Origin of the sequence: Methanosarcina sp. WH1 (assembly GCF_000970005.1) — an archaeon.
GTDB lineage: Archaea > Halobacteriota > Methanosarcinia > Methanosarcinales > Methanosarcinaceae > Methanosarcina.
Genome location: NZ_CP009504.1, coordinates 1,056,990 through 1,081,077 on the forward strand (window position 1 = coordinate 1,056,990; position 24,088 = coordinate 1,081,077).

Annotated in this window: 24 protein-coding genes and 1 pseudogene; 18 read left to right on the forward strand and 7 right to left on the reverse strand. The window is 44.0% G+C overall.

Annotated elements, in window-relative coordinates:
- Nucleotides 1–18: 18 nt before the first annotated feature.
- Nucleotides 19–432, reverse strand: coding sequence for a MarR family transcriptional regulator (locus tag MSWH1_RS04775; protein WP_048126582.1), 414 nt, complete (start codon nucleotides 430–432; stop codon nucleotides 19–21).
- Nucleotides 433–592: 160 nt separating this feature from the next.
- Between MSWH1_RS04775 and MSWH1_RS04780 the strand changes: the two genes are divergently transcribed.
- The gene (locus tag MSWH1_RS04780) at nucleotides 593–1,135 is read left to right on the forward strand and encodes a flavodoxin family protein (protein ID WP_048126583.1); all 543 of its coding nucleotides are present in this window, start codon (nucleotides 593–595) and stop codon (nucleotides 1,133–1,135) included.
- A gap of 40 nt (nucleotides 1,136–1,175) precedes the next feature.
- Nucleotides 1,176–2,531 (forward strand): MFS transporter, encoded by a 1,356-nt coding sequence (locus MSWH1_RS04785; protein ID WP_052723133.1) that lies wholly within the window; start codon nucleotides 1,176–1,178, stop codon nucleotides 2,529–2,531.
- A gap of 29 nt (nucleotides 2,532–2,560) precedes the next feature.
- Here the strand turns inward: MSWH1_RS04785 and MSWH1_RS04790 are convergent, their stop codons facing one another.
- On the reverse strand, nucleotides 2,561–2,992 hold the full coding sequence (locus MSWH1_RS04790) for a MarR family winged helix-turn-helix transcriptional regulator (protein ID WP_048126584.1): 432 nt from the start codon (nucleotides 2,990–2,992) through the stop codon (nucleotides 2,561–2,563).
- Nucleotides 2,993–3,190: 198 nt separating this feature from the next.
- Here MSWH1_RS04790 and MSWH1_RS04795 point away from each other — a divergent pair, with 198 nt between their 5' ends.
- Nucleotides 3,191–3,871, forward strand: coding sequence for a hypothetical protein (locus MSWH1_RS04795; protein ID WP_231591900.1), 681 nt, complete (start codon nucleotides 3,191–3,193; stop codon nucleotides 3,869–3,871).
- Between the two features lie 217 nt (nucleotides 3,872–4,088).
- Here MSWH1_RS04795 and MSWH1_RS04800 read toward each other — a convergent pair whose 3' ends face one another.
- Together MSWH1_RS04800 and MSWH1_RS04805 are read right to left on the reverse strand one after the other, a co-directional pair.
- On the reverse strand, nucleotides 4,089–5,519 hold the full coding sequence (locus MSWH1_RS04800; protein ID WP_048126585.1) for an acetate--CoA ligase family protein: 1,431 nt from the start codon (nucleotides 5,517–5,519) through the stop codon (nucleotides 4,089–4,091).
- Nucleotides 5,520–5,731: 212 nt separating this feature from the next.
- The gene (locus tag MSWH1_RS04805; protein WP_048126587.1) at nucleotides 5,732–6,088 is read right to left on the reverse strand and encodes a helix-turn-helix domain-containing protein; all 357 of its coding nucleotides are present in this window, start codon (nucleotides 6,086–6,088) and stop codon (nucleotides 5,732–5,734) included.
- A gap of 178 nt (nucleotides 6,089–6,266) precedes the next feature.
- Between MSWH1_RS04805 and MSWH1_RS04810 the strand changes: the two genes are divergently transcribed.
- Nucleotides 6,267–6,938, forward strand: coding sequence for an NAD(P)/FAD-dependent oxidoreductase (locus tag MSWH1_RS04810; RefSeq protein ID WP_048126590.1), 672 nt, complete (start codon nucleotides 6,267–6,269; stop codon nucleotides 6,936–6,938).
- 156 nt (nucleotides 6,939–7,094) lie between these two features.
- Nucleotides 7,095–8,549, forward strand: a pseudogene (gene tnpC / locus MSWH1_RS04820) (IS66 family transposase).
- A gap of 92 nt (nucleotides 8,550–8,641) precedes the next feature.
- Here tnpC and MSWH1_RS04825 read toward each other — a convergent pair.
- Nucleotides 8,642–8,998: a helix-turn-helix domain-containing protein gene (locus MSWH1_RS04825; RefSeq protein ID WP_048126594.1), complete on the reverse strand. Its 357-nt coding sequence runs from the start codon at nucleotides 8,996–8,998 to the stop codon at nucleotides 8,642–8,644.
- A gap of 146 nt (nucleotides 8,999–9,144) precedes the next feature.
- On the opposite strand from MSWH1_RS04825, the gene MSWH1_RS04830 reads away from it, so the two are divergent.
- The 5 genes from MSWH1_RS04830 (at nucleotide 9,145) to MSWH1_RS04850 (ending at nucleotide 11,851) form a co-directional block, all read left to right on the forward strand.
- Entirely contained in the window at nucleotides 9,145–9,804 is a 660-nt protein-coding gene (locus MSWH1_RS04830; RefSeq protein WP_048126596.1) for an NAD(P)/FAD-dependent oxidoreductase, read from the forward strand.
- Nucleotides 9,805–9,948: 144 nt separating this feature from the next.
- Complete coding sequence (locus tag MSWH1_RS04835; RefSeq protein ID WP_048126598.1) at nucleotides 9,949–10,287, forward strand: cupin domain-containing protein; 339 nt, start codon at nucleotides 9,949–9,951, stop codon at nucleotides 10,285–10,287.
- Between the two features lie 43 nt (nucleotides 10,288–10,330).
- The gene (locus MSWH1_RS04840; protein WP_048126600.1) at nucleotides 10,331–10,675 is read left to right on the forward strand and encodes a CGGC domain-containing protein; all 345 of its coding nucleotides are present in this window, start codon (nucleotides 10,331–10,333) and stop codon (nucleotides 10,673–10,675) included.
- Nucleotides 10,676–10,902: 227 nt separating this feature from the next.
- Nucleotides 10,903–11,364, forward strand: a complete 462-nt coding sequence (locus MSWH1_RS04845) for a hypothetical protein (RefSeq protein ID WP_048130234.1) — start codon at nucleotides 10,903–10,905, stop codon at nucleotides 11,362–11,364.
- 118 nt (nucleotides 11,365–11,482) lie between these two features.
- Nucleotides 11,483–11,851: an ATP-binding protein gene (locus MSWH1_RS04850; RefSeq protein WP_048126602.1), complete on the forward strand. Its 369-nt coding sequence runs from the start codon at nucleotides 11,483–11,485 to the stop codon at nucleotides 11,849–11,851.
- Between the two features lie 174 nt (nucleotides 11,852–12,025).
- Here the strand turns inward: MSWH1_RS04850 and MSWH1_RS04855 are convergent, their stop codons facing one another.
- Entirely contained in the window at nucleotides 12,026–12,595 is a 570-nt protein-coding gene (locus MSWH1_RS04855) for a hemerythrin domain-containing protein (protein ID WP_048126604.1), read from the reverse strand.
- A gap of 234 nt (nucleotides 12,596–12,829) precedes the next feature.
- Here MSWH1_RS04855 and MSWH1_RS04860 point away from each other — a divergent pair, with 234 nt between their 5' ends.
- The 8 genes from MSWH1_RS04860 to MSWH1_RS04895 all read left to right on the forward strand — a co-directional run bounded on the left by MSWH1_RS04860 (nucleotide 12,830) and on the right by MSWH1_RS04895 (nucleotide 23,193).
- Complete coding sequence (locus tag MSWH1_RS04860) at nucleotides 12,830–13,192, forward strand: carboxymuconolactone decarboxylase family protein (RefSeq protein WP_048126606.1); 363 nt, start codon at nucleotides 12,830–12,832, stop codon at nucleotides 13,190–13,192.
- Between the two features lie 156 nt (nucleotides 13,193–13,348).
- Complete coding sequence (locus MSWH1_RS04865) at nucleotides 13,349–14,167, forward strand: TrmB family transcriptional regulator (RefSeq protein ID WP_048126609.1); 819 nt, start codon at nucleotides 13,349–13,351, stop codon at nucleotides 14,165–14,167.
- 209 nt (nucleotides 14,168–14,376) lie between these two features.
- Nucleotides 14,377–15,375, forward strand: a complete 999-nt coding sequence (gene pheA, locus MSWH1_RS04870; RefSeq protein WP_082088033.1) for a prephenate dehydratase — start codon at nucleotides 14,377–14,379, stop codon at nucleotides 15,373–15,375.
- A 157-nt stretch (nucleotides 15,376–15,532) separates the two neighbouring features.
- On the forward strand, nucleotides 15,533–16,429 hold the full coding sequence (locus MSWH1_RS04875; protein ID WP_048126611.1) for a hypothetical protein: 897 nt from the start codon (nucleotides 15,533–15,535) through the stop codon (nucleotides 16,427–16,429).
- Between the two features lie 338 nt (nucleotides 16,430–16,767).
- Nucleotides 16,768–17,742: a MoxR family ATPase gene (locus MSWH1_RS04880; RefSeq protein ID WP_048126613.1), complete on the forward strand. Its 975-nt coding sequence runs from the start codon at nucleotides 16,768–16,770 to the stop codon at nucleotides 17,740–17,742.
- 217 nt (nucleotides 17,743–17,959) lie between these two features.
- Entirely contained in the window at nucleotides 17,960–18,841 is an 882-nt protein-coding gene (locus MSWH1_RS04885; RefSeq protein WP_048126615.1) for a DUF58 domain-containing protein, read from the forward strand.
- 3 nt (nucleotides 18,842–18,844) lie between these two features.
- Nucleotides 18,845–20,722: a BatA domain-containing protein gene (locus MSWH1_RS04890; protein ID WP_048126617.1), complete on the forward strand. Its 1,878-nt coding sequence runs from the start codon at nucleotides 18,845–18,847 to the stop codon at nucleotides 20,720–20,722.
- Entirely contained in the window at nucleotides 20,719–23,193 is a 2,475-nt protein-coding gene (locus MSWH1_RS04895; protein ID WP_048126619.1) for a VWA domain-containing protein, read from the forward strand. Before MSWH1_RS04890 ends, MSWH1_RS04895 begins: the two co-directional genes overlap by 4 nt.
- A gap of 223 nt (nucleotides 23,194–23,416) precedes the next feature.
- Here the strand turns inward: MSWH1_RS04895 and MSWH1_RS04900 are convergent, their stop codons facing one another.
- Nucleotides 23,417–24,013, reverse strand: coding sequence for a diacylglycerol/polyprenol kinase family protein (locus MSWH1_RS04900; protein ID WP_048126621.1), 597 nt, complete (start codon nucleotides 24,011–24,013; stop codon nucleotides 23,417–23,419).
- Nucleotides 24,014–24,088 lie beyond the last annotated feature (75 nt).

Genomic DNA, 24,088 nt, shown 5'->3' on the forward strand with positions numbered 1-24,088 from the left:
TGTGGAAACGTTCTCGTTTCACTCAAAAATCCCGGATACATTTTGCCCCATTCTTTCCAGAAAAGCAGCTTGTAACTGTTTTTCTTCTTTACTGAAACCTGACAATACGATGGAATCCCATTTTAGGGCTATTTCCATCATTTTTTCTTCCATACTTCTCCCTTTTTCAGTAACGAATACCCTGTATGCCCTTTTATCTTCCGGGTCCTGCTGCCTGCACACGTAGCCGGCATCTTCCAGCTTTTTTATTGCCCATGCAGCGGTGGCTTTGTCCATTTTATACTTTCTTGCAAGGTCTTCCTGCCTGCCCCCTTCCTTTACCATAAGGGACATCATAAAACTAAACTGTCCGCTGCCAATGCCGTATGGTTCCAGTTCCCTGTCAAGGAAGATCCGCTGATTCCTGTAAATGTACGAAATTATTTTGCCTATCGGTTTTGAAGGGGAAGTTGTCCCTTATGCTTTATTTTTCATCTTTTTGTACATCCACAATTGTTGCATACGCAACTTTTATATACACACTGCCGCGTTAACACCTTTAGTTGCTAGCGCAACAATCTGTGACAATCTTTTGGAAAAAGGAGCAATCTTAATGAAAGTTCTCGGATTGATAGGAAGTCCTCGGATTAAAGGAAACACTGCGAAACTCGTAAAGGAAATCCTTGCAGACGCCTCGGAAAACGGAGCCGAGCCCGTCGTGTATAATCTCGCAAAAATGAATCTTAGTGGCTGCAATGCCTGTTCCGCCTGCCTGAAGAAAGGGACCTGTATCCTTGAAGATGATATGCAGGAACTCTACAGGAAAATAGAGGAAACCGATGTCCTGGTGCTTGGTTCTCCCGTCTACATGAGGGAAATCAGCGCCCAGGCCAAACCTTTTGTGGACCGCTTACATCCCTTTGTCCATGACAGTTCAAAACCCCTGGCCGGAAAGAGGCTCGTGCTCGCATACACCCAGGGCAATCCCAATGTAGATACCTACGGTAAGTATTTTGAGTATATGGAAGGAATATTTTCACATGTGGGGTTCGACGTGAAATGCACAGTTGCCGCGGCCGGGACCATAGGGGTGGACGACATTCTTGAGCAGGAAGAGCTGCTGGTAAAGGCACGGGAGATCGGAAAGAATCTGTAATAAAAGGATCCTTGAAAAACAGAACAATGAGAGTACTATTATGAAAACTAACAAAAAAATCCATCTTTTTATCATCTGCCTGACGGTCTTTTTTGGGATGTCGGCCGGTGCTCTGCTGGGGCCCGTGTTTCCGGAAATGGTAGGACCCCTGCAAACAACAGCGCAAAATATCGGGATGTTGGTTTCGGCCATAACCTTTTCCACAGCACTATTTTCTCTGGTCCTCGGCTCCTTTACGGACCGCATACCGCGCAAAAAGATCCTTATTTTCTGCCTTGTTCTCTATGGATTTACAGGGCTTGCGGCTTATTTTGCAACGGATCTCGAAACCCATCTTGTCCTTCGTTTCCTTCAGGGAATAGGGGTTGCAGGCATGATGCTGGTCTCAATGCTGCTGATAGGGGATCTCTACTCTGGTCCTGAAAGGGTGCATGCTACAAGCAGGGTGGGCATGACAAATGCCATTGGTTCGGTGTTTTCTCCCCTTATAGGAGGCCTGCTTGCCTCACATAGCTGGAACCTGCCCTTCCTTTTCTATACCCTTACCTTGCCCCTGGCTCTATTTGCGGCGGTATGCCTTCCTGAAACAAAGTCCGTAGGGCCGGAGTATAGAGGAAAGGAATGTGGAAATCCGGGCAGAGAAAATGGCAGAGAACAGAACAGAGAAAATGGTAATAATAAGAAAAACGGAACACCGAACAGAGCCCGAAACAAAAAGACTTTTGCGGAACTTTTAAAGCCATTTCTAGACATTAAAATCTTTTACACCATATTCCTGAGTTTTGCGGTTTTTTTCCTGCTCTATGCGCTGGTATTTTATCTGCCTTTCATGCTCAAGGCCGAATTCGGGTATACGTCAAAGGAATCGGGGCTTGCATTAAGCCTTATGGGAATAACGGTTATTCTGATTGCGTCAAGGGTGAAGGTTCTTGCGTTAAGGTATCCTCTGGTTTGCCTAGTAGGCGTAGGTTTCGGCTTTTCGGGCCTTACCGTGGCAATGATAGGCATTGTACACTCAAAAATCATAATCGTTTTTCTTTTGCTTCTCTTCGGCATGGGCTACGGGCTTTCCCAGATCATAGCTGATACCCTGATCCTCCAGATTGCACCGGAGGATTCCAAAGGCCGTATAATATCGGTGTACAATTCCATGAAATACCTGGGACAAACCCTCTCCCCGATTGTATTTGGCTTTGTTCTGGCCAGTTTCGGGCTTGAAACGGTCTTTCTGTTTGCGGGAGCTTTTGGACTGGCAGTAGCGGGCCTGAGCTGGCTTGTAAGGGGCAAATTCAGGGCCGGAAGTGGGCATGAAGAAGTAGGGGAGAATATACGCGAACATAGAAATGTACACGAACAGGAAGATGAAACCGGGTCTTTGTTTGTGGGAGAGAATTAACTTTTGTTGCAGGAATGTAGCTAAGCTTTTCAATCAAAAAGTTCAGTTATATTCTGCTCCATCCTTTCAAAAAGCGCAGTGCTAAGTCTTTTTTCCTCTTCACTGAAACCTGCTAGCACGACATCGTTCCACTTTATGGCTATTTCTTTTATTTTTGCTTCTATGTCCTTTCCTTTTTCAGTTAAAATGATATTGTATGCTCTTTTGTCTTTTGCATCCTGTTTCCTGTAGACATAGCCGGTGTCCTCCAGCTTTTTTATTGCTCGTGCAACGGTGGCTTTGTCCATTTTGTACATTCTGGCAAAGGTCTCCTGTTTTACTCCGTCCTTTAAGTAAAGCGACATCATAAAGCTAAACTGCCCGCTGCCGATGCCGTATGGTTCCAGTTCTTTGTCCAGGAAAATCCGCTGGTACCTGTAAATGTACGAAATTACTTTGCCTATCGGTTCCAGTCTTTCCATTTCAATGTCCTCTTTAAATTGATATTCGGAGATTTTTTGATGTTGAGTGGTCTGGTTGGTTGTATATGCAACAGAGCTACTTTAAGCTACTTCATGCCGGAAAGGTCCGGGGGAATTCTTCAAACCTCTGGTATGTGTATATAGCTGCCAACGCAACCTATCTGTCATCTGTCGCGTAAACAACTATTTGGTGATAATATGGAAAGTAAAATTGCCAGTTCATTCAAGCTTTCTTTTGAGCCGGTGACTGTTCTCTGGAGTGATGAAAAACCCGATGGGACTCTTCAGTTCAAGCCTGGAAAGCATTCCTGTAACCGAGATTCCTTCCAAGTACGTGATCTTCAAACCGTTCCGCGAAGCAGGGGTCTGAGAGGAGATAATAGGCATCTTCTTTTCCGTAAATGCCCTCCAGTTCTCGGGGCTCGTGTGATTTTTCAGGGCTTCGGGGCTGTTGGGAAGCAAGCTGCCCGTTTCCTTACCCAGAAAGGAGCTGTCCTTGTGGGGGTCGCCGATTCCAGGGGTACGGTCCATGACCCGGACGGGCTTGATGTGGATGTCCTGATAAGGTTTAAGAAAGAGGGCAAAAGTGTGCTTGACTATCCCGGAGAGGAAAAGCTTGGCATTGATGCAGTTCTTGCTGTTCCCTGCGATATCTGGATTCTGACAGCCTGCCCTGATGTGATCAATGAGAGTAAAGTCCATCTTCTGAACATTAAACTGGTGGTTGAGGGGGCAAACATTCCTGTCACGGAGGGAGCGGAAAAGAGCCTCTATGAAAAAGGGATTCTTTACGTGCCGGACTTTATAGCAAATGCGGGTGGAGTGATCTGTGCGGCTTCAGAGTACCAGGGGACTACCAGATGTACCGCTTTAGGTTAAATTGAAGAAAAGGTTAGAAGCAATGTAGCACAGTACTGGAAGCTGCAAAAACACAAGGAATCCAGCCACGGGAAGCTGCCGTTGAACTTGCCATGAAAAGAGTTAAGAGGGCTATGAAGTACAGGCGCTGTTCAATTTTTTCGTCCGCCCCGGGATTTGTGTAACCTCTGCGAGATTTTCCGATCCAATCCTTTATTTTTTCAAATTTCGGGCAATTTTAGTTTTTTTTCGGCTCAAATTTTATTTCAGCTTGCCATTTTCCTCCGCAAAGCACGGCTGCCGCTCGGACCACGCTTTCAGGGCTGAAAAATACCGGCATTCCGGTGGCTGTAAAAGCTGAAGCCATTTTCCGGCTGAACTTTCCCCCCGGAGGGCTGATCAGGATAGGTTTTCCGCAGCTTTCGGCAAAATCCCGGATTTTTTCTGCAACCCCTTCGGTAAGAAGAGGTGGGCCCCAGAGCAGGCTGACAATTGCAAGGTCGTATTCTCCCGCGAGAGCCTCCTGTAGGGCAGCAACATAATGTTCATCCCGCACACTGCCTGTGAGGTCTATTGGGTTTTTTACGGAAGCAAAAGCCGGAAGTTTTTCCTTTAGCTTCCCTACAGTAGCTTCGGAAAGTTCAGGGACTTTGAGCCCTGCTTCCTCACAGGAGTCGGCAATGGAAATGCCTATCCCTCCCCCGTCAGTTATTATCAGGATCCTGTTTCCTTCTACAGGGGAATACTTGTTGAGAACTTTGCAGGCATCTTTCAGCTCTTCGTAACTGGCGACCTCTATTATGCCCGTTTTCCGAAAAGCGGCTTCATAAGCTTCATACATCCCGCTAATTGCACCGGTATGGGAACTTGCTGCCCTTGCTCCCGGTTCCCTTTTTCCAACCTTAAGAGCCATCACAGGTTTCCTTTTTACGCAGCTGGAAGCAACTTCAAGGAATCTTCGCCCGTTTCCTACGGACTCAATGTAAAGAGCAACTGTCTTTGTGGCTTCATCCTGTGTAAGAAATTCAAGGCAGTCGCATTCGTCAACATCAACCTTATTCCCATAGCTTACAACCCTTGCAACGCCTGCTCCCTCATTTGCCAGTTCGTCCATAATCATAGCGGCAAAAGATCCACTCTGTGTAAGCACGGAAACTCTACCTTTGGAAGGTCTTTCTATCTTTTCCCCCTCTATGAAAAACGTATCAACTTTTGAGACAGTGTCATATATTCCAAGGCAGTTCGGTCCCATAGCCCTGATACCTTTCTCTTTTAAAAGAGCCCTCAGTTCGTCTTCCATTTTCTTCCCACCGGGCCCCATTTCCCGAAAGCCGGAACTGACAATTATGGCTCCTTTTATATTTTCCACAGGCCCTTTCAAAATTTCAAGAACAGCTTTAGCCGGGACTGCAAAAATAGCAATATCAATCCTGTCTTCAATCTCTCCGGGAGCCGAATAACATTTCAGCCCCTCAATCTCCCTATATCCAGGGTTTACGGGATAAATCTTTCCTTTAAAACCCATTTTCCTGAGGCTTTTCAGAACCGTATGGGAGAGTTTCTCAGGGTTCGGAGACGCTCCTATAAGGGCTATGCTCTCAGGTGTGAAGAAAAAATCCAGGTTTCTTTCAGTGCCAATTTTTACTTTATCTGCTCCCCCATTATTCATTCAAAACCTTCCTGAGCATTTCCTTCTTTTCAGCATGTGATAGGTCTCATTTCACAACAATTTATGACCCGTTTGTATAAAAGAATTCCAATGCCGATGAACCGGGATACTGTCCTTTTTTGAGGTAAGCGAAACCTGAGAATTTTGCTTATCTTCGAAGGGGAAAAGGCTCCTGATTCTATTCCGAAGGGAGGATGGGATGGGTAGTTCACTCAGAGGTCACAGTATTTACAAACAGACCTGTCGCATTCACTGTTATTGAATTTCCACTTTGAACCCCATTTTTTGATTCCCTGGATAACTTTTATGAAGTCTTCTCCACTTTCTGTAAGAAAATATTCTGACTTGGCGGGGACTGTGGAATTGTCCACTTGCTTTACAATAAGACCTTCACTTTCCAGTTCTGTCATCCGGGCGGAAAGGATTCTAGGGGTTACGCCTCCAAGTTTGCGTTTTAGCTCGTTGAAGCCTTTTTCCTTCTTTTCCCCTTTATATAATTCCAGTAAGATATGGATGGTCCAGCGTTTCCCCACGATGTTCATCGTTTTGTAGACGATACAGTTTTTCATAGTATAAACTATGATACTGTCCTTATATAAGCAATATCTTTAAAATACTACTATTAAAAGATGCATGATGGATGTATACATTTATTAAAAGATGCATGATGGATGTATACATTTCCAGAATATTCCTTTATTAATCCCAACAAAGTATAATTATCTACTAAGTTGAGAGGCGATACCTGTGAAAAGTACCATACCTGAAAAGAATGCTATCATCCAGCGCGATGGAGAAACCTATCTAATCGCCCCCAGAACCCCTGGAGGCATTGTTGATCCTGCAACCCTTAGGAAAATTGCGGATGTTGCGGAGAAATACGGGGCTGCAACTCTGAAAATGACCTCTGAACAAAAGATGGCAATCGTAGGCTTAAAAGAAGAAGATATTGACGCCGCCTGGGCAGATCTCGGCATGGACGCCGGGATGGTCGCCGGACCTTTTGTAAAGGGTGTCAAGTTCTGTCTGGGGACAACTTACTGCAGGAAAGGTCAGCAGGATGCCGTAAGCCTCGGGATGAAACTGGAGGCGAGATACAGGGGGAAAAAACTTCCTTACATGATGAAAATGGCTGTTTCCGGCTGCCCGAGTTCCTGCTCCGAACCCGTGATTAAGGACGTAGGGGTGATGGGCACTGCAAAAGGCTACACTCTCATGGTGGGCGGAGCTGCAGGACTGAAACCGAGGCTTGCTGACGTTGTGGCAAAAGGACTCTCCGAAGAAGAAGTCCTGGAAGCTGTTGACAGGATAGTCGAATTTTTCAAAGAATATGGGGAGAACAGGAAAAGGCTAGGAACAATCATAGATGAAATCGGTCTGGAAGAGTTCAAAAAAGAAGTAGGTCTCTGGGAAAAGTAAAAGACCTGTTTTTTCTTCTTTTTCCCTTTATTTTCTTTTCTTACTTGTTTTTATAATTTTTTCTGTAACAATTCAGGTAGCCTTTGAAAGGCTACAATTTTTCCTCTTTTCGAGGAAAAATTGCATATAAATTGAATCCTATTTTGTTTCGTTATTATGCTTACACGTGAAGAGATCCTCGTTATCTATGAAGCTGGTCCTGAAGCTGTAATTTCTGTAATCCAGAGACTTGAAACTATCATAGAAGAACAAGCTATTCGAATTGCTGAACTAGAAGAACGTGTAAGGATTTTAGAATCTCGCTTAAATCAAAATAGCAGAAACAGCAGTAAACCTCCTTCTACTGACTTTTTAGTCAAAGAAAAACCTAATCCCAAGAGTCTCCGGAAAAAGAGTGGGAAGAAACCTGGAGGTCAAGAAGGTCATCCAGGCACAACTCTTGATATGGTTAATGATCCTGATTAGGTAATTGAACATTCTTTGACCTGCTGCAAAGAATGTGGACATACTCTTGAGGATGTTGAAGTTGAAGCTTATGAGAGAAGACAAATTTTTGATATTCCTCCTGTAAATCTAATTGTTACGGAACATCAAAGTCAGATTAAGACCTGTACTCACTGTGGAAAATCAAATAAAGCTTCTTTTCCAGAATCTGTGAAATATCCCGTCCAGTATGGTCCTAATATTTTAGCTTCAGCAATTTACTGTAAAAACTACCAGTTTATTCCCTATAAAAGGATTTTAGAGTTTTTTGATGACGTTATGGGGATAAAAATCTGTTCTGCTACGATAATCAGAGCAGAAAAAGAATGCTTCCGGAATTTAGAGGAGTTTGAAAATGTGAGTCAGGAGAGGTTAATAACTTCTCCTGTAATCCATTGTGATGAAACTGGGATGAAAATTGAAGGAAAAAGGCATTGGCTTCATGTAGCTTCTAATGACAAATACACCTGTTATTTTGCTCACTCAAAAAGAGGATCAGAAGCAATTAATGCCATGGGAATTCTTCCAGAGTTTAAAGGAATAGCAGTTCATGACGGATGGAAACCCTATAACAGTTATGAATGTGATCATGCTCTTTGCAATGCTCATCTCCAGAGAGAACTTACTGGAATTGAGGAGAACTATAAACAGCAATGGGCTAAAGAGATGAATGAACTGTTAACAGAAATGAAAAAGTATACTGATGAGTGTAAAGAGCAGGTCAAAGATCTGGACTTTGAGCAAATTAAAGTGTTAGAAGAAAGGTTCGATGCTGTAGTCATGAAAGGGATTGAAGAAAATCCACCTTCTCTAAACCCTGAAAAACAAGGAAAACGTGGTAAAAATCCAAAAACAAAAGCAAGGAACCTACTTGACAGGTTTATAGAAAACAAAAAACAGATCCTGAGATTCCTCAATGACTTGAGAGTTCCGTTTGAGAATAACCAAGCAGAAAGAGACATAAGGATGATGAAATTACAGCAGAAAATATCAGGAACTTTCAGAACTATACAAGGAGCGGAAGCTTTCTGCAGAATTAGAGCTTATATCTCAACCATTAAAAAGAACGATTTACCTGTTATAGACGGTATTCTCGCGGCGCTCAAAGGAGCGCCGCTATTATTCTGAGAATTTCAGCATTTTGCTGAAAAAACATACTTTTTTATCAGTGGCTGAATAGTTACTTTTTTCTTTACATTTTTTCCTTATGCTTTTTGCCCCTAAACGTCACAGTACTTGCAGATGGCCTTTTCACATTCTTCGTTCTGGAATTTCCACTTTAGTCCCCACCTTTTTATCCCCTGTATGATCTTTATAAAATCCCTTCCGCTTTCTGTAAGGTAATACTCGGATTTTGGGGGATTTGTGGACTCGTCAACAGTCTTCATGATCATGCCTTCTGCTTCAAGTTCGGTTAACCTTTCCGAAAGGATTTTTGGGGTTACGGACCCCAGTTTTCTTTTCAGTTCATTGAAGCGCTTTTCTTTCTTTTCCCCTTTGTGCAGCTCAAGAAGGATATGGATGGTCCATCTTTTTCCTATAATATTCATCGTCTTGTAGACCGTGCAGTCTTTCATAGTATAAACATAGAAACTGTCTGATATATAAGTTAGTATCTCTAATATACTGGTATCCAAAAGATACTATTATAAAATTTAATTTTATATTATATTCTTTTGTGATATATTCCTGTAATAATAAAGATGAGAAGAAAGGATCAACCATGAAAGACAATTTACCTGCAAAAGGCGCAATCGTTCAGAGGGACCGTGAGACATATGCAATAGCCCCCCACATTCCGGGAGGAGTTGTAGATCCGGACACTCTCATAAAAATCGCTGAAGTTGCAAAAAAGTATAGTGCAGCTGCCCTGAAGATGACCTCTGCTCAGAGAATTGCAATCGTAGGCCTTAAAGAAGAAGACCTTGACAATGTCTGGGCTGACCTTGGCATAGAGCCTGGAGCAGCAATAGGGCTTTGCGTAAGAAGTGTTAAGATGTGCCCGGGAACAACTTTTTGCAAGCAAGCTAAACAGGACTCACTGGGTCTGGGCCTCAAACTGGATGAAAAATATCACGGGATGCCCATGCCTTCCAAACTGAAAATGGGAGTTAGTGGCTGCCCGAATTCATGTGCTGAGCCTGCTATCAAGGATATAGGGATAATGGGTACAGCAAAAGGATATAATCTTATGGTTGGAGGCTCTGCCGCTGCATCTCCCAGGCTTGCGGATGTCGTGGCAAAGGCACTTTCTGAAGATGAGGTTCTCGATGCCGTGGACAGAATCATAACATTCTACAAAAATTCCGGTACAAAAAAGAGGCTCGGTAAATTCATTGAGGATACTGGTCTTGATGAATTCAAAAAACAGGTTGGACTCTAAGCCCCTGAGGTTTACAGTTTAGGAGATGTCCTGCTTCACGACTGATTGAATAGATTGGTACTGATCAGGCATATATAAAAACAGAACAAAAATAGAGCAAAAACGGAATAAAAACGCCTAAATGGTCAAAAAGGGGATAACTATATGAAAGTTGTTGAGATGAAATCCTCACCGGAAAAGCCGAACCCTCATAAAGTGAGCGTACGAATGCTCTATGATACGGAACATGCCCAGGCAGTGCACATCGAACTCAAGCCAGGGGAAGCCTTAAAAAAACACATCACGCCTGTGGACGTCTTTTTTTACATTCTCGAAGGAAAAGGCGTCGTTGAAATCGGGGACGAACAGGAAGAAGTCAGCAGGGACATGCTGATCGAAAGCCCTGCAAAGGTCCCTCACCGCCTTCTGAACCCCGGAGATGGCATTTTCAGGGTGCTTGTTGTAAAAGTTCCGAGGCCGACTGAATCTACCCGTTTGCTGTAAAACGTATTATGATTAAAAAAATGTGTACAGGGCTGGGCAAAAATTGACTAAAAAAACAAAATCCATAAAAATAGCGGTAGTTCGCTGTGACATCGTCTCGGAAGCCTGCCCCGGCGTGGGCTGCTTCAAAGCCTTCAATGAGAGGAAGTCCCACTTTGAGGAATACGATGAAGAAGCGCAGATAATTGCCTTCTTTACATGTGGGGGTTGCTCGGGCAGGAGGGTTTACCGTCTGATAAATGCTCTGAAAAAGTATGATCTTGACGTCGTGCACCTCAGTTCCTGCATGCTTATGGGGGACAGTTATCCGAAATGTCCCCATATAGATACCATCAGAAAGACGATTCAGGATGCGGGTATAAAAGTGGTGGAAGGGACACACCACTGAAAACCCCATTAATGCAAACAATACGTGAAAAAAAATGAACTTCTGATTGGTAAAAAACAACCTTCTGATAGAATAAAAACTCAGGTTTTTTTCGAAAATACAAATTGCTAATAGTACAGGTTGCTAGTACAGGTTGCTAATAGTACAGGTTGCTAATAGTACAGGTTGCTAATAGTACAGGTTGCGAATTGCAAGTTGAGATACAGGTTGCAGATATGGGTGATAAAATGGATCATGATACATCTCGGGACCAGGACAAAAATATAGACGAAAACGAAACCTATGAAGGCGCAAATCCTGAGCTTCAGGATCTTTCTCTTCCTACAACCGATAACATGCTATACTCGATTTTGAACTCTTTAAATCAGAATATAGCAAACTTTCACGCTTACCTGAAATTCAAGAACTATATCTCAGATGAGACTTTAAACACGGAGCTCCTGAAAAGAAGCATGGGCATTCACAGGGATTTTTCTGCTCTGTTTTTGCACACCAAAGAAGAACTAGTATTTATCTATCCGGAACTTCTTGAGAAAGCAGAAAGAGTATTGTTCAAAGGGGAAGCAGGCACGGATTTCATAAAGTATACCTGCAAAATGAGCAAGCTAATAGACGATTATAAAACAACGCTCTACAGGGAAGGGTATTTGCCGGATTTCAAATGGCAATTTATGTTAACCGATATTTGATTTCTTTGCCAAATCATCTAGTTCAACGGATCAGCCAGTCCGACAAACCAGATACTTCTACAAATAAAATAATATCTTCCCATAAAAGGAATATGCCTAAAATAAGGGGTTAATTTCCATGGTAAAACGAACAATTATAAAAATTGACGAGGAAAAATGCACAGGCTGCGGGAAATGTGTCGCACCCTGCGCTGAAGGCGCTATTCAAATCATTAACGGGAAAGCAAAAGTAGTATCCGAAGAACTTTGCGACGGCATGGGCTTCTGTATCGGGGTCTGTCCCGAAGGTGCCCTCTCTATTGAAGAAAGGTACACAGTTGAATTTAACAGGGAAAAAGCTGAATCCCAGCCGAAAAAGCAAGATCTCTCAATCCGCTGCTTCGAATGCGGAGCCGGAGAAGACACCCACTACCTCCTCCCCCTCAGACACAACATGGAAAGCCTCTGGGTCTGCACTCGCTGCCTTCCCAAGTTGATCCACGGTTAATTCATGTTTTATCTATTAAGTTTCTTCCCCATAAAATAGTCCTCTTGAGCGTAGCGAAAAGGACCGCGTACTGTCTAAAATTTTAACTCTTTTGAACTCCTGTGGAACAGTAGAGAAGAGCTTGACCTCGAAAAGAGAGTAGAGGAATGAGATGCACCTCTCCTTAAAGGTCACTCATTTTTTAGATTCCTTATCTTCGGGTATCAAGTATATTTCTTTCAGATGGTGAAGCTGTCTGTGGAACTCTTCATGTTTGCCTGCACCTATCTCTTCATTTTCTACAACCTCGAAGGATTCAAGTAACTCCTTCTGCACTTCCGGTGCAAGGCAGACATCAGCCAGAGGGAAAAGGTCATTTTCCTCTTTTTCTGTATGCAGGGTTAAAAGTTGAATATATGCCCTTGCGTCCTCAAGAATTGTCAATTCTTCTTTATCCCATACTTTTTTTGAAACTGCCTCTTCTATTCTGCTGACATGCTCTCTTCCCTGTTTATGTTCCTTTATAAGGGAGTCGATTAACTCTTTTGCTGGAATTCCAGCCTTTTCCATTTCAGGGAAAAGGTAAACCTCTTCTTTTGTGTGATGGCACTTATCCACGAATATTTTCATGAATTCTAAGAGTCCCTCAAGATGCTCCAGTTTAACGTTTCTTCTATACTCTATATCCGTGCACATGCCGTCAAGAATTCTCAGCATGAGTTTGACAGCCTTGTGTTCTTCTTTCAGGTCATCGGTTGGTTTCATTTGCTCTCCACGTTCTTTTACATCTAAATTCAACATCTAAATTCAACATCTAAATCCAACATCGGGATTTATTCAAATACCCGGTTGGTTGCGTTTTTTCTTCCAACCTGCCATTTTTGATAGTTTGTATTTCTGAGGCTCAGGAATAGATAAATAATATGCATATAGATACAATATAGCTAATATAATCTTTGATAAATATAAACAAAAATAGGCAATGGGGGTTTAATTGGAATGAAAGAACACAAAGATCTGGAACACAAAGAGTTACTGGAAAGTATGAGTGAAAAGCTGGGTTTTACCCCGCATATTCTGGAAATCCTTGGCGAACTTGATAGCGAATCTCTGCATAAGTATAACAGGTGCAATAAGAAATTACTATCAGACGGAGCCCTGCCTGCAAAGGTCAAGATTCTGATAGCTCTTGCAGTCGTTGCATCCAAGCAGTGCGAAAGGTGTACTGTTGTACAGATGCAGAGTGCCCTTAAGAATGGCGCCACCAAAGAGGAAATAATGGAAGTTATGGATGTCATATTCATAACCTCAGGCGCACCTGCCGTAGCAGCCTGCAGGGACGCACTGAAATTGCTCAAATAAAACGGAACCATAAGTTGAAATCGTTTCAGGCCAGAAATCTTTTTTTGGTATCCTAAACCAGAAACTTTTTTTCGCATCAGATGTCGGTATTTTCAGGCATCTTATGCACAGGTCTTTTTTCGAAACTGTTTTAAGATATTAAACCCAAATGCTGGCATGCAAAATGAAAGGCTCCTCCAGGACATCGGCCTCAATGCCTATGAAGCAGCTGCTTATCTTTCTTTGTTGAAACTGGGCGTTTCCGAAGCAAGTGCTATCTACAGGGATTCGGAGGTGCCCTATGGGAAAATCTACACTGTTCTTGAGTCCCTGGTTGGAAAAGGATTTGTGGAAGTTCAGGTTTCAAGGCCCAAAAAGTTCAGGGCGGTCGACCCCGAGCTTTCTCTGGATATTATTTTTGAGAGGAGAAAAGCCGAAGTCGAAAGGGAAATGGCGGTTTTAAAAGGCTTCATTGAAGAGGCAAAGCAGGCCCTGAACGCTGTTCCTAACCAGAAACGAAAGGATGAGATCTTCTGGACAACCGCTATCACCGAATCAGAAATTAAAAAATTTGCTGTTTCTATTTATGGAGAAGTAAAAAAATCGATCTGTATCCTTCCTCCTGTTTTCGGAATACCCATTGTTTTCTACCTGCTTCCGGAAATAACAAAGGCTATTGACAAGGGAGTCCGGATCAGATTGATGGTTTCTCCACGTTTCAGGGCTCTTACCTCCATGCTTTCCAATCAGGAGGGAGAAACTCTTGAAAAACTTAAAAAAGGCCTTGATGTCAGGGTGGTCCAGAATTTCAACTCCTGTTTCGGGATTATCGACGACAACGTAGTCGTCCTTTTCCAGCCTCATCCAACGGACAGGGACAGGGTTCTTTCGGTCGTAAAAATTCGGGACATCGGGCTTGCAAAAAATCTCAAAGAGGAATTTGAAATTCTGTGGAACGCGGGAGAGAAGCTCAACTTTCAAGAAAAACTGGAATAAGCAGACAATCGCTCGACTTTCAAGAAAAACTGGAATAAGCAGACAATCCGGGAAATTTCCACCCCGGGAAAAGTTCTTTTTGAGAATAAATTAACTTAAATGCTCAAATTACCCTCTGGAGCAAAACTAATTATTAAAATCCTAATAGTCCTCTTGAGCGAAGCAAAAAGGGCACCGTCCTCCCGAGACGGGACTCGGGTGGCACAGCTATGCCATCAAAACTTATTATTACCATCCCCCCAATTAACCTTCAGATGATCATAGGTGTAATGGGGCCGGAAGGCTCGTATTCGGAGAGGGCTGCAAAGCTCTGGACTCTGGGTAATAACAAGGATGCAGAGTTTCGGTATTTTGCAGATATAGAGGATGCCTTTCTGGCTGTAGTTAAAGGAAAAGCAGACATATCCGTAATCCCAGTAGAAAACTCTATAGAAGGTTCTGTAGGAGTTACCCTTGACCTCCTCCTTGAAAACGAGGCTGTTATAATTGGAGAAATTGTCGTCAAAATCGAGCACTGCCTGCTTTCTAAAGGCGGGCCTGAGAAGATAAAGGTCATCCTCTCCCACCCTCAGGGGCTTGCCCAGTGCAGGCATTTCCTGAAAAGACATTTTCCTGAAGCGGAACTCCGAAGCACGGGCAGCACTTCTCATGCGGCCCGGCTGGCAGGGGAGTTTGAGGAAATGGCAGCAATAGCGTCTCCTGAGGCTGCAGAGCGTTACGGGCTGAAAACCCTGCTTTCAAATATCCAGGACAGAAGGGAAAACTACACCCGTTTTATTGTTGTCCGGGCCGGAAAAAATATTTCCCAGACCATGGGCGTCGAAGGCGTTGAAGGGGAATCGAACTCGATAACCGGCCAGAATTCAGAGCATGGGTTCTATGCTGAACCCGAAACCAGGAGAGAAAAAGTCAGCCCTTCGGCCTGCAAAACATCTCTTATCGTATACCTGGAAAAAGACCGGCCAGGGGCATTATACGAACTTCTGGGAGCTTTTGCAAAAAGAGGCATTAACCTTACAAAAATCGAGTCAAGACCTTCCAAAAAGGAACTCGGAGACTATTACTTCTACATCGACTTTGAAGGGCATACAAGCGATGCACTTATAAAAGATGCCTTAGAAGATATAAAATCAAAAGCCGGTACAAAATTAAAAGCCAATACTTTAAAAGTACTGGGCTCCTATTCAACTTTTAAGAATTCCGGATAAGCATAAGCCTTCAGGGAACGTGTACATTTATATAGTATCTTTATATAGTATCTTTCTGTAATATTTTTCTATAGTATCTTTATATGTCGGTGTGCATCTTTACATAACATTATTAAGTATAATAACGCCGGGATCTCCGGTTGCAGAAGGGAATAAGATGGCTCTGGAGATTGAAAATATCATAAACAAACACGAATCGGCTCTGAAGAAATATAGAGTATTCTATGTTTTCGCAGACCTTCTTGCAACGTTTCTGGTTCTCTATGCCCTTTTTGTGCTCTTCAACATGAGGGATATATTCTTAATGTTTCGCACCTTTGAACCCTATACCGGTGTAAAATACAGTATTCCTGGTTCTGAAATTGTCTTTGAGACCCTGGGACTAATTATTCTTGCCTTTACCCTCTCTCTTATACTCACAGCAGTCAGGTATTACAGGGCTAAAAAGAAAGACGCGATTTCCTTTATTGAAGAAAAATACCCTGTACTCAGGGAAAGGATGAGGACAGCCTATGATAACCGGGATATTGATAACATTATTGTCCGTGACCTTATAGGCGGCGTCATAATCGATTCTAAGCCTGTGAAGTCCTCTGTCTTCCTTAACAGAAAAAAGCTTGCAAAAGATCTCCTGGTAACCATGTTTGCTGTTACAGTTCTGGCATATGTTGCCCATACAGGATATCAGGCACCTGTTGGTCCCCTCGACATGAGTGAAGTGATAGAAACTATTCCTTTCCCGGGTTCGGGTTCGGATCTTGTTTCTGTAGAGGAAAACGGTGGGACTTCAGGAGACCCGCAGAACAATGAAGGACTTTTTGGAGAACCTGCTGTTATCATAGTTGAGGGCAAGGAAGTAGACTTAAAGATACCTCCGGGTGCAGGGCAGGGCTTTATGAGCCAGGAAGACGGAGAACAGAGAGACAATGAATCATTCATTCAGTCGGGTCTATATGACTCGGATCCCATTGCTTCTCAGGCTTATTATGAAAACCTTCCTGAAGAGTACAGGAGTGTTATCCAGAGCTACTTTGAACAACTTGCAGAAGAATAATATGAATAATTCATCTTAATATTATGAATAATTCATCTTAATATTATGAAAAATTTATATTAATATCTTGATAAATTTGTATTAGTGTCATGATAAATTTGTATTAGTTGGACTTACCTGTATCCAGTTTAATAGAAAGTTATTGAAAAGAAGTTTTGAAATTAAAGGCTGTATAGACTATCAGGCTGTATGAACTATCAGGCTGTATGAACTATCAGGCTGTATCCGGAGTAACAGGCTGTTTTTTAAATGACACTCTGTTGCAGGAGCGAATACAGTTCAGCAGGAAGCGGTCATAGGGATCCGCAAAAAACAGCAATTCAAAGGGTGAAGCAGATATGAGTGAGAATAATATCGATCCAGGGGAGGCCGGCACGACCTACCAGAACGCAGGCAGGATTTTTAAAAGTTTCTTTGAAGAGATAGGAAATGTCATAGTGGGTCAGAACAGGGTAGTGGAACAGATCATAATCTCAATTCTCTGTGAAGGACATGCCCTCGTTGAAAGCAATCCCGGGCTTGGAAAAACCCTGATGATCTCCACGATCGCAAAGGCAATGAACCTGAAATTCAGCAGAATTCAGTGTACTCCTGACCTGATGCCTTCTGACATTACAGGGACCAATATGATTGAGGAGAAAGATAATAAAAAAGAATTCAGGTTTGAACCCGGGCCTGTCTTTGCAAACATCGTGCTTGCAGACGAGATCAACCGTGCTTCCCCTAAAACCCAGTCAGCCCTGCTCGAAGCCATGCAGGAAAAACAGGTTACAGTCGGAAATGATACCTTTCTTCTTGAACGCCCCTTTTTTATTCTTGCCACCCAGAACCCCATAGAAATGGAGGGCACATACCCCCTACCCGAAGCCCAGCTAGACCGCTTCCTTTTAAAGATCCTTGTAGACTATCCCTCCTTTGAAGAGGAAATGGAGATCATAAACCGTTATACGAAATCCGAAGTCCCGAAGATCACCAGAGGCCTGGACAAGTCCACACTTCTCGATTTACAGAATCTTACCCGGCAGGTTCCTATCTCCGAAGAACTCAAGCAGCGCGTCCTTTCTATTGTGTCAATGACTCGCAAAGACAAAGAGCACATAGAGTATGGGGCTTCTCCCCGCGCATCCATTGGCATGATCCTTGCAGCAAAGGCAAGAGCCCTGATACAGGGTAGAAACTTCGTGGGCAAAGAGGATATTGATTACATGGCTTACCCGGTTCTCCGCCACAGGCTGATTCTGACCTTCGAAGCCGAAAGAAGCGGGATGACCCCGGATGAAGCCATAGAGGAAATTTTAAAGAAGATTAAATGAAACTTAAATGAAACTTAAATGAAACTTAAATGAAACTTAAATAAAACTTAAATGAAACTTAAATAAAACAGTTAAGCCGATCAGATAATGAAATCTGACAGGCCTGTAATTGAGCAGGTTCTGAAAACCGATCTGCATAATATATAAAACAAAGTTAAAACCCCCAGGGTTTTTTCCAGGTCCGGGCAGAACCGGGCTTTTCGGTTGACGATCAAGAATGACTCGCACAAAACAAAAAATCGAAACGGATTTTTTCAGGCAGCTTGACCGCTTTACCTTTTCGGTCCGGAAAAGGGTATCGACGGTCTATGCCGGAAATCGTCCATCAACCCGAAGCGGACACGGAATCGATACTATCGGGTTCAGGGAGTATGACTCAAGCGACGCTTTGAAAGTTATAGACTGGAAGGCTTATGCGAGGACTGAAAAGCTTTATGTTCGGCAGTTTGAGGAAGAAAAAACTCTTACAACTCATATCCTTCTGGACGCCAGCAAAAGTATGGACTACCCTGAAAAGGGGACCTCGAAGTTCGAGTATTCTGCCATGCTTGCTGCAGGTTTTGCTTACATGGTAACCAAATATAATGACAGGTTTGCCATATCCACTTTTACGGACGAAATTTTCATCAATAAACCCCGCAGGGGCAGAAAAAACCTTATGCGGGCAATCGACCGACTTAGCGAGCTTGAACTGTCTGGCGGGACTTCTATTAGTGAAGCTGTTATGAAGTACAGCCGGGAGATCAAGTCCAGATCCCTTGTAATCCTGATTTCGGACTTCATGCAGGATCCTGAGGCAATAGATACAGCTCTGTACCGGCTCTCCGATCACGACCTTATAGTTATACAGGTGCTTGATCCCACAGAAATAAAACTTCCTCTTCAGGGAAACAGCAAGCTTGTAGACCTTGAAACAGGTGAAGATATAAGGACATATATAAGTGAAAAGTTCAAGGAACGCTATACCCAGAAACTGGACGACCACACTGCAAGGATTAAAAAAACCTGTATGAAGGTCGGAGCCGAGTTCTATACCTTTACAACCGACACTCCTATCTTTTATGCTTTCCATCATACGATCAGGAGAAGGAGACGCTAAAAAATGCCGTTTCAAACCCCCCTTGCTCTTGCTGCTCTCCTGAGTGTCATCCCACTTATAATCATTTACATGCTCCGCCCAAAACCAGCGGTTCTTTCGATTCCTTCCTTAATGTTTGTCCTCAAGCTTGAGAGGGAACGAAAAAAAGTTTATGCTTCACTCACGAAAATCGTGAGAGACCCTCTTTTCCTGATTCAGCTCCTTATGCTGATCCTTCTCTCCATTGGAGCTGCAGGCTATTATTACACCTCAAATGAGCCTCTTAGCGGAGAGCATACCGTAATTATCCTTGATACTTCGGCAAGCATGCAGGTCGAGTCTCGTTTTGAAGACGCGGCTGGAATTGCCGACGGCTATGTGAGCAAGAAAAACAGCATAATCCTTGCTTCCAGCACCCCCCTGCTGGTTCTTGAAGGCGGAAGCGCATCTGCTGCCGGGGAAATATTCAATAAGGTTAAGCCCGGAGCCGGCACTGCCGACCTTTCTGCAGCTATTACTACAGGTATGCGCCTCCTTTCAAACGAAGGGGGAAGAATAATTGTTATCTCCGACTTTACAAACTGGGATGGGGATGACCCTGTAGTTTCCAAGAACCTGGCTGAATCCTACGGGATTGGGGTCAATTTCGTAAAAGTGGGAAAACCTGCAGACAACATAGGAATCATTAATGGCTGGATTGAAGCAGGGGCTGGAGAATACGGCTACACAGGTGTGGTCAAAAACTACAAAGGTGAAAGCCAAATTGTGAAAATAGAAGCAGGAAGAGGGACTTCGGGAAATGCTTCAAAGTCTTTTACCCTGGCTGTTCCTGCAGGCGGCACAAACCAGTTCACACTTGCAAACCTAGGGCCCGGAATTACTACAATCAGTCTCAATGTTAAAGATGACCTGTCTGTTGACGATAAGGCTTACATCTCCATTCCGGATACCTCCGGGCAGCAGGTCCTCTACGTCACGGATAATGGAAAGCTGCCTTCAAAAACAGCACTTTCCCTACTTCCCAATAGCGACCTTAAAATTCAGAAATCGGTACCTTCTTCCCTTGATAATTACTCCCTTGTTGTGCTTGCTCAGAAAGAAACCCCAATTGCCAACGGCTCGGTGGACAGAATCGAAAATTATGTGCGGAACGGAGGGAATGTGGTTTTCATTGCAAGCGAAGCTCTTTCTCCTGAGAAAACCGAGGTTGGCCTTGTTAAGCTCCTGCCTGTAAAACCTATCGGAGTTGAAGAAGCCGAAAACGGGCTTGAGGTTGAAAAAACTCTTCAGAACAGCATTACAAAGGACGTACAAACCGAAGAGATCTCGGTCCGTAAATATATGAACGCAACCGAAAGGACAGGTTCTACAACCCTCGTAGCCACGGAAAATGGTATTCCTATGCTGAGTTACTGGCAGGTAGGTAAAGGAACCATCTTTTACATGGGGCTTTCCGACGAGCTCGGAGATGGAGCCTGGAACAATTTCCATAACCTGCCTGAGTATCCGGTGTTCTGGATTAAGCTGGTTGAATGGCTCGGGGGCATAGGGGAAATTTCAGAATACAACCTTGAAACCGGCACCTTGACCTCTCTTTCAAAGACCGTGGAAATCCGCACACCTTCAAAGACCCTTACCGCAAACCGTTTGCTCTTTGACGAAGTGGGAATCTACGAAATTTCGGGCAAGAAGATTGCAGTCAACCTCTACGATGACCGGGAATCAAATACTACAGTAGACGCCTCGGAACTTATCAGCCGGGCAGTTGCAGAAGATGAGACCAGGCTTGTCCGGGCTGACACTTATACTGCAGAAAACGATATTACCAATTACCTTATAGGAGTCCTGTTCCTGCTTCTGTTGCTTGAAATCCTGATCGTCCGCGGGAGGGGTGAACTGTGAACGTAGCCCTTGAGAGCCCTGAGATGCTCTTACTAATCATTCCCGTGGTTATTGCGGGGTTCTATCTCCTGCGGAAGACAAAAACAAAACTTGTGGAATGGAGAATGCTCGTTGCCTTCCTCCTTGTCCTTGCCCTGGCTGCCCCCTATACAACGGTTACCCAGACTATCAGTGAAGAAAACCCTTCGCTTGTGCTTGTTCAGGACCAGACAGCAAGTATGGGCATTTTCCCTGAAGAAACAGGTACCGACCTGTATCAAGCCCTCACAGCGGACACCCCGACCACCCTCGTGCAGTTAACCGGGGAAAAGACTTCTCTTGGGGATGCTGTGACCCAGTACTCCGGGCTTGGCAATCAGATCGTGCTTGTTACTGATGGAAACAGTAACTCAGGAAAGGATCTTACGGAAGCTCTGAGATTTGCAAAAGACGCAGATACTCCCGTTTATCTTGTCCAGCCCGAGCTTGAGACAAATGACCTCAGTGTCGAGATACTTGGGGACAAAACAGTTGTTGTCAACAACAAGAACGAGGTTGAGATAGTTGTCCGCCAGGCTTCGGAGCAGAGTGTCAGTTATTTCCTTGAAATTTTTGTGGATGGAGAGCTTATCCAGAGCAGGCAGTTCATGCAGGACGCCCGGGATAATACGATTTCGATTACCTTGGAGCCTTTTACCACCCTCGGTGCCCACAATATGAATGTAAGGATCAGTGATGTGTCCGGAGGGGATTTAAACGAAGTTAATAACGAGTTCTACAAGTCCCTTTATGTAATTCCCAAACCGAAACTCACGCTCGTTACCGGGGAGACCGGTTCTCCTCTCGCCAGTGTCCTGAGCAACCTTTACGAAGTTTCGATTGTAAATGGTTATCCTGGAACAAATATTGCAGACAGTAAGGTCCTGGTGCTTGACAACCAGTTCATAGACACTTTTTCCGAGGCTGAGATAAAGGAAATTAAAAATTATGTCAGCAACGGGGGCGGGCTTATTGTCGTAGGAGGAAATCGGGCTTATAACTATGGGAGCTACCTAAATTCTTCCCTTGAAGAAGTCCTGCCTGTAATTTCAAAACCTTCCGAGTATAAAGGAGGGAGAAACCTGGTCCTGCTTCTTGATGTCTCTCCAAGTACAACTGCTCATGGTACTCAGGGCGATATCCTGTCAAATGCCATTAAGATTCTTGAGAATGACAACATGAAAGATGCAAATGTTGGCGTCATAGCATTCGGTAACGCGGCATATGATGTTTCTAACGGGTTTGTGTTCATGGGGCTTCCGCAGAATCTTGCCGTTCTGGAAGAGAAGATCAGGACATTGACCCCTACTAACCAGACTGAGACCTCTCTTGACCAGGGGCTTGGTATAACAAAACAGATGATTGAAGGCAAGGACGGAGAGCTTGATGTTATTATAATCTCTGACGGAGGAATTGAGGACTCTTATGACCAGAGCCTTCAGACTGCACAAACGCTGAAGGATATGGGTGTAAACATGTACTTTATTCACATCCGTTCTTCTGCTCCCTCTCAGATCGACAAGGTCAGAACCTTCTATGCTGAGAAGCTAATGCAGGAGCTGGGGATTGAAGATAACTATGAGCATCTCGATATGGGTGAGAGAACGAATATCGTGTTTGAGGATCTTGTTACGACTCCCGGAGAAGAAGAAGAGGAAAGCGAGGACCCCGGCATCTATCCGCTTCTTGAGTACTCTCCGGACCACTTCATTACGAAGAACGTGAACCTTACTACCGCCAGTATCACAGGATATAACCAGGTTACGCCAAAAGCAGGGGCAGAACGCCTGGTCATTACGGCTACAGGGCAGCCTGTACTCACTACATGGCGCTTTGGGCTCGGGCGTGTTGCAGCCTTTACAACGGATAATGGCGGAAACGAAGCTACTCGCTGGGCGTCTGCTCTTTACAACGGGACAAACAGCAAACTCATCTCAGGCATGGCCAACTGGGCAATTGGAAACCCTCAGGCAGAAGAAGGGGCGGTAGTTGAAGCTCTGGATACCTGGCTTGGTACCCCTTCCGACCTCACCCTGATAATGTACGATGAGGGAGTCCCGCAGCTTAAACTGGACGGAGCCCCGCTTGACCTTGCCCTCACAGGCAGGAACACATATGAAGCAAGCGTCAGCCCGGACAAAATCGGGATTCACGATATTTCCGGTTACCCGCTTGCGGTAAACTACCCGCTTGAGTACCTTGAAGTCGGGTTCAATAATGATATCGAACCTCTTATCCTTGCAACCGGAGGGAAGATTTATACTGAAAAGGAGGCAAGAGCCCTTCTCCTGAAGGATGCGAGGCAGAACTCCGAAAGGGAGTCAAACGATCCCGTGAGCCTGAAAGTGTATGTGCTTCTTGCAGCCCTTGTCCTTTACCTTGGAGAAATCCTTGTCAGGCGCATAAGGGAAATGAGAAGGCTTAAACAATCCCAGGGTGAAACAGGAGCCTGAGTAGATTATTTTTTCTTTTTAGGGAGAGCCGCCAGACAGGCTGGCGGCTGGCTACAAGTCCTGTGTAGCGCACGAGGAAAAAACCTGAGATATCTTCGGTATTCCTGAATAGTATCAACCGGTTAAATCAGGGATCAGTTTTTTCTATTTTTATCTCCGCAGGCGGGAAGATCTCTTCCTCAAAAATCTACATCGTCAGGCGAAGATTTTAGGGAGGGGTAGTTCACAAATGCATCAGTAGAAGCAAGGTCATCTGCCCGAAGAAACCTGAAAAAACTGGTATCACAAGGTTATCATCTATCTTATTTACTGCGGTTTCCGTAAGGGTTGCAAAAAAAGCCATGACGAGGGTCACAAAGGGATCCCCAATTACAATGAGTCCGATAAGCAGATCAATTATAAATTCGGAAGTTGAACCTTCAAGAGACTTATCATTTTTAAAGATTTTTTTGAAAATCCTTTTTTTTCCGTAGAATTTCCCTATCAGGGCTGCAGCCAGGTCTCCGAAGGTGGTCATAAGGATTGCAACATAAGCGATTTCCTTGCTGAAAAGGGAGATTGTTGCAATTGCACCCAGGGCGAAGAAGATGTGCCCTCCACAACTATCGGCTTCATGCTCCCTGTACATCACATGGAAAATGGGAATTTTCATATCCTGTTCGAGGCGGAGGTATTCCAGGACAAGAACAGTTATCAGGAAAAGCATGAGCACCCAGAGGATTGTCTCTTTCCCGTAAAGTTCGTAGATGAGCACTATCAGGACTGAGATAAGATGTACACTTTTTCTAAGGACTTCAAAGATTATTTCTCTGGAAGACATATCATAAAGGTTTAGTGAGAATTTAATATAAAATTATACTGGTCTGCGGTTTTCCTCTGGCATTTTCCTTCTGTA

What these genes read in the sequence shown, in the direction of transcription:
- MSWH1_RS04780 (WP_048126583.1), top strand. Translation starts at nt 593, where the DNA reads ATGAAAGTTCTCGGATTGATAGGAAGTCCTCGGATTAAAGGAAACACT.
- MSWH1_RS04785 (WP_052723133.1), top strand. Translation starts at nt 1,176, where the DNA reads ATGAAAACTAACAAAAAAATCCATCTTTTTATCATCTGCCTGACGGTC.
- MSWH1_RS04790 (WP_048126584.1), bottom strand. Translation starts at nt 2,992, where the DNA reads ATGGAAAGACTGGAACCGATAGGCAAAGTAATTTCGTACATTTACAGG.
- MSWH1_RS04795 (WP_231591900.1), top strand. Translation starts at nt 3,191, where the DNA reads ATGGAAAGTAAAATTGCCAGTTCATTCAAGCTTTCTTTTGAGCCGGTG.
- MSWH1_RS04800 (WP_048126585.1), bottom strand. Translation starts at nt 5,519, where the DNA reads ATGAATAATGGGGGAGCAGATAAAGTAAAAATTGGCACTGAAAGAAAC.
- MSWH1_RS04805 (WP_048126587.1), bottom strand. Translation starts at nt 6,088, where the DNA reads ATGAAAAACTGTATCGTCTACAAAACGATGAACATCGTGGGGAAACGC.
- MSWH1_RS04825 (WP_048126594.1), bottom strand. Translation starts at nt 8,998, where the DNA reads ATGAAAGACTGCACGGTCTACAAGACGATGAATATTATAGGAAAAAGA.
- MSWH1_RS04830 (WP_048126596.1), top strand. Translation starts at nt 9,145, where the DNA reads ATGAAAGACAATTTACCTGCAAAAGGCGCAATCGTTCAGAGGGACCGT.
- MSWH1_RS04835 (WP_048126598.1), top strand. Translation starts at nt 9,949, where the DNA reads ATGAAAGTTGTTGAGATGAAATCCTCACCGGAAAAGCCGAACCCTCAT.
- MSWH1_RS04845 (WP_048130234.1), top strand. Translation starts at nt 10,903, where the DNA reads ATGGATCATGATACATCTCGGGACCAGGACAAAAATATAGACGAAAAC.
- MSWH1_RS04850 (WP_048126602.1), top strand. Translation starts at nt 11,483, where the DNA reads ATGGTAAAACGAACAATTATAAAAATTGACGAGGAAAAATGCACAGGC.
- MSWH1_RS04855 (WP_048126604.1), bottom strand. Translation starts at nt 12,595, where the DNA reads ATGAAACCAACCGATGACCTGAAAGAAGAACACAAGGCTGTCAAACTC.
- MSWH1_RS04860 (WP_048126606.1), top strand. Translation starts at nt 12,830, where the DNA reads ATGAAAGAACACAAAGATCTGGAACACAAAGAGTTACTGGAAAGTATG.
- MSWH1_RS04865 (WP_048126609.1), top strand. Translation starts at nt 13,349, where the DNA reads ATGCAAAATGAAAGGCTCCTCCAGGACATCGGCCTCAATGCCTATGAA.
- pheA (WP_082088033.1), top strand. Translation starts at nt 14,377, where the DNA reads ATGCCATCAAAACTTATTATTACCATCCCCCCAATTAACCTTCAGATG.
- MSWH1_RS04875 (WP_048126611.1), top strand. Translation starts at nt 15,533, where the DNA reads ATGGCTCTGGAGATTGAAAATATCATAAACAAACACGAATCGGCTCTG.
- MSWH1_RS04880 (WP_048126613.1), top strand. Translation starts at nt 16,768, where the DNA reads ATGAGTGAGAATAATATCGATCCAGGGGAGGCCGGCACGACCTACCAG.
- MSWH1_RS04885 (WP_048126615.1), top strand. Translation starts at nt 17,960, where the DNA reads ATGACTCGCACAAAACAAAAAATCGAAACGGATTTTTTCAGGCAGCTT.
- MSWH1_RS04890 (WP_048126617.1), top strand. Translation starts at nt 18,845, where the DNA reads ATGCCGTTTCAAACCCCCCTTGCTCTTGCTGCTCTCCTGAGTGTCATC.
- MSWH1_RS04900 (WP_048126621.1), bottom strand. Translation starts at nt 24,013, where the DNA reads ATGTCTTCCAGAGAAATAATCTTTGAAGTCCTTAGAAAAAGTGTACAT.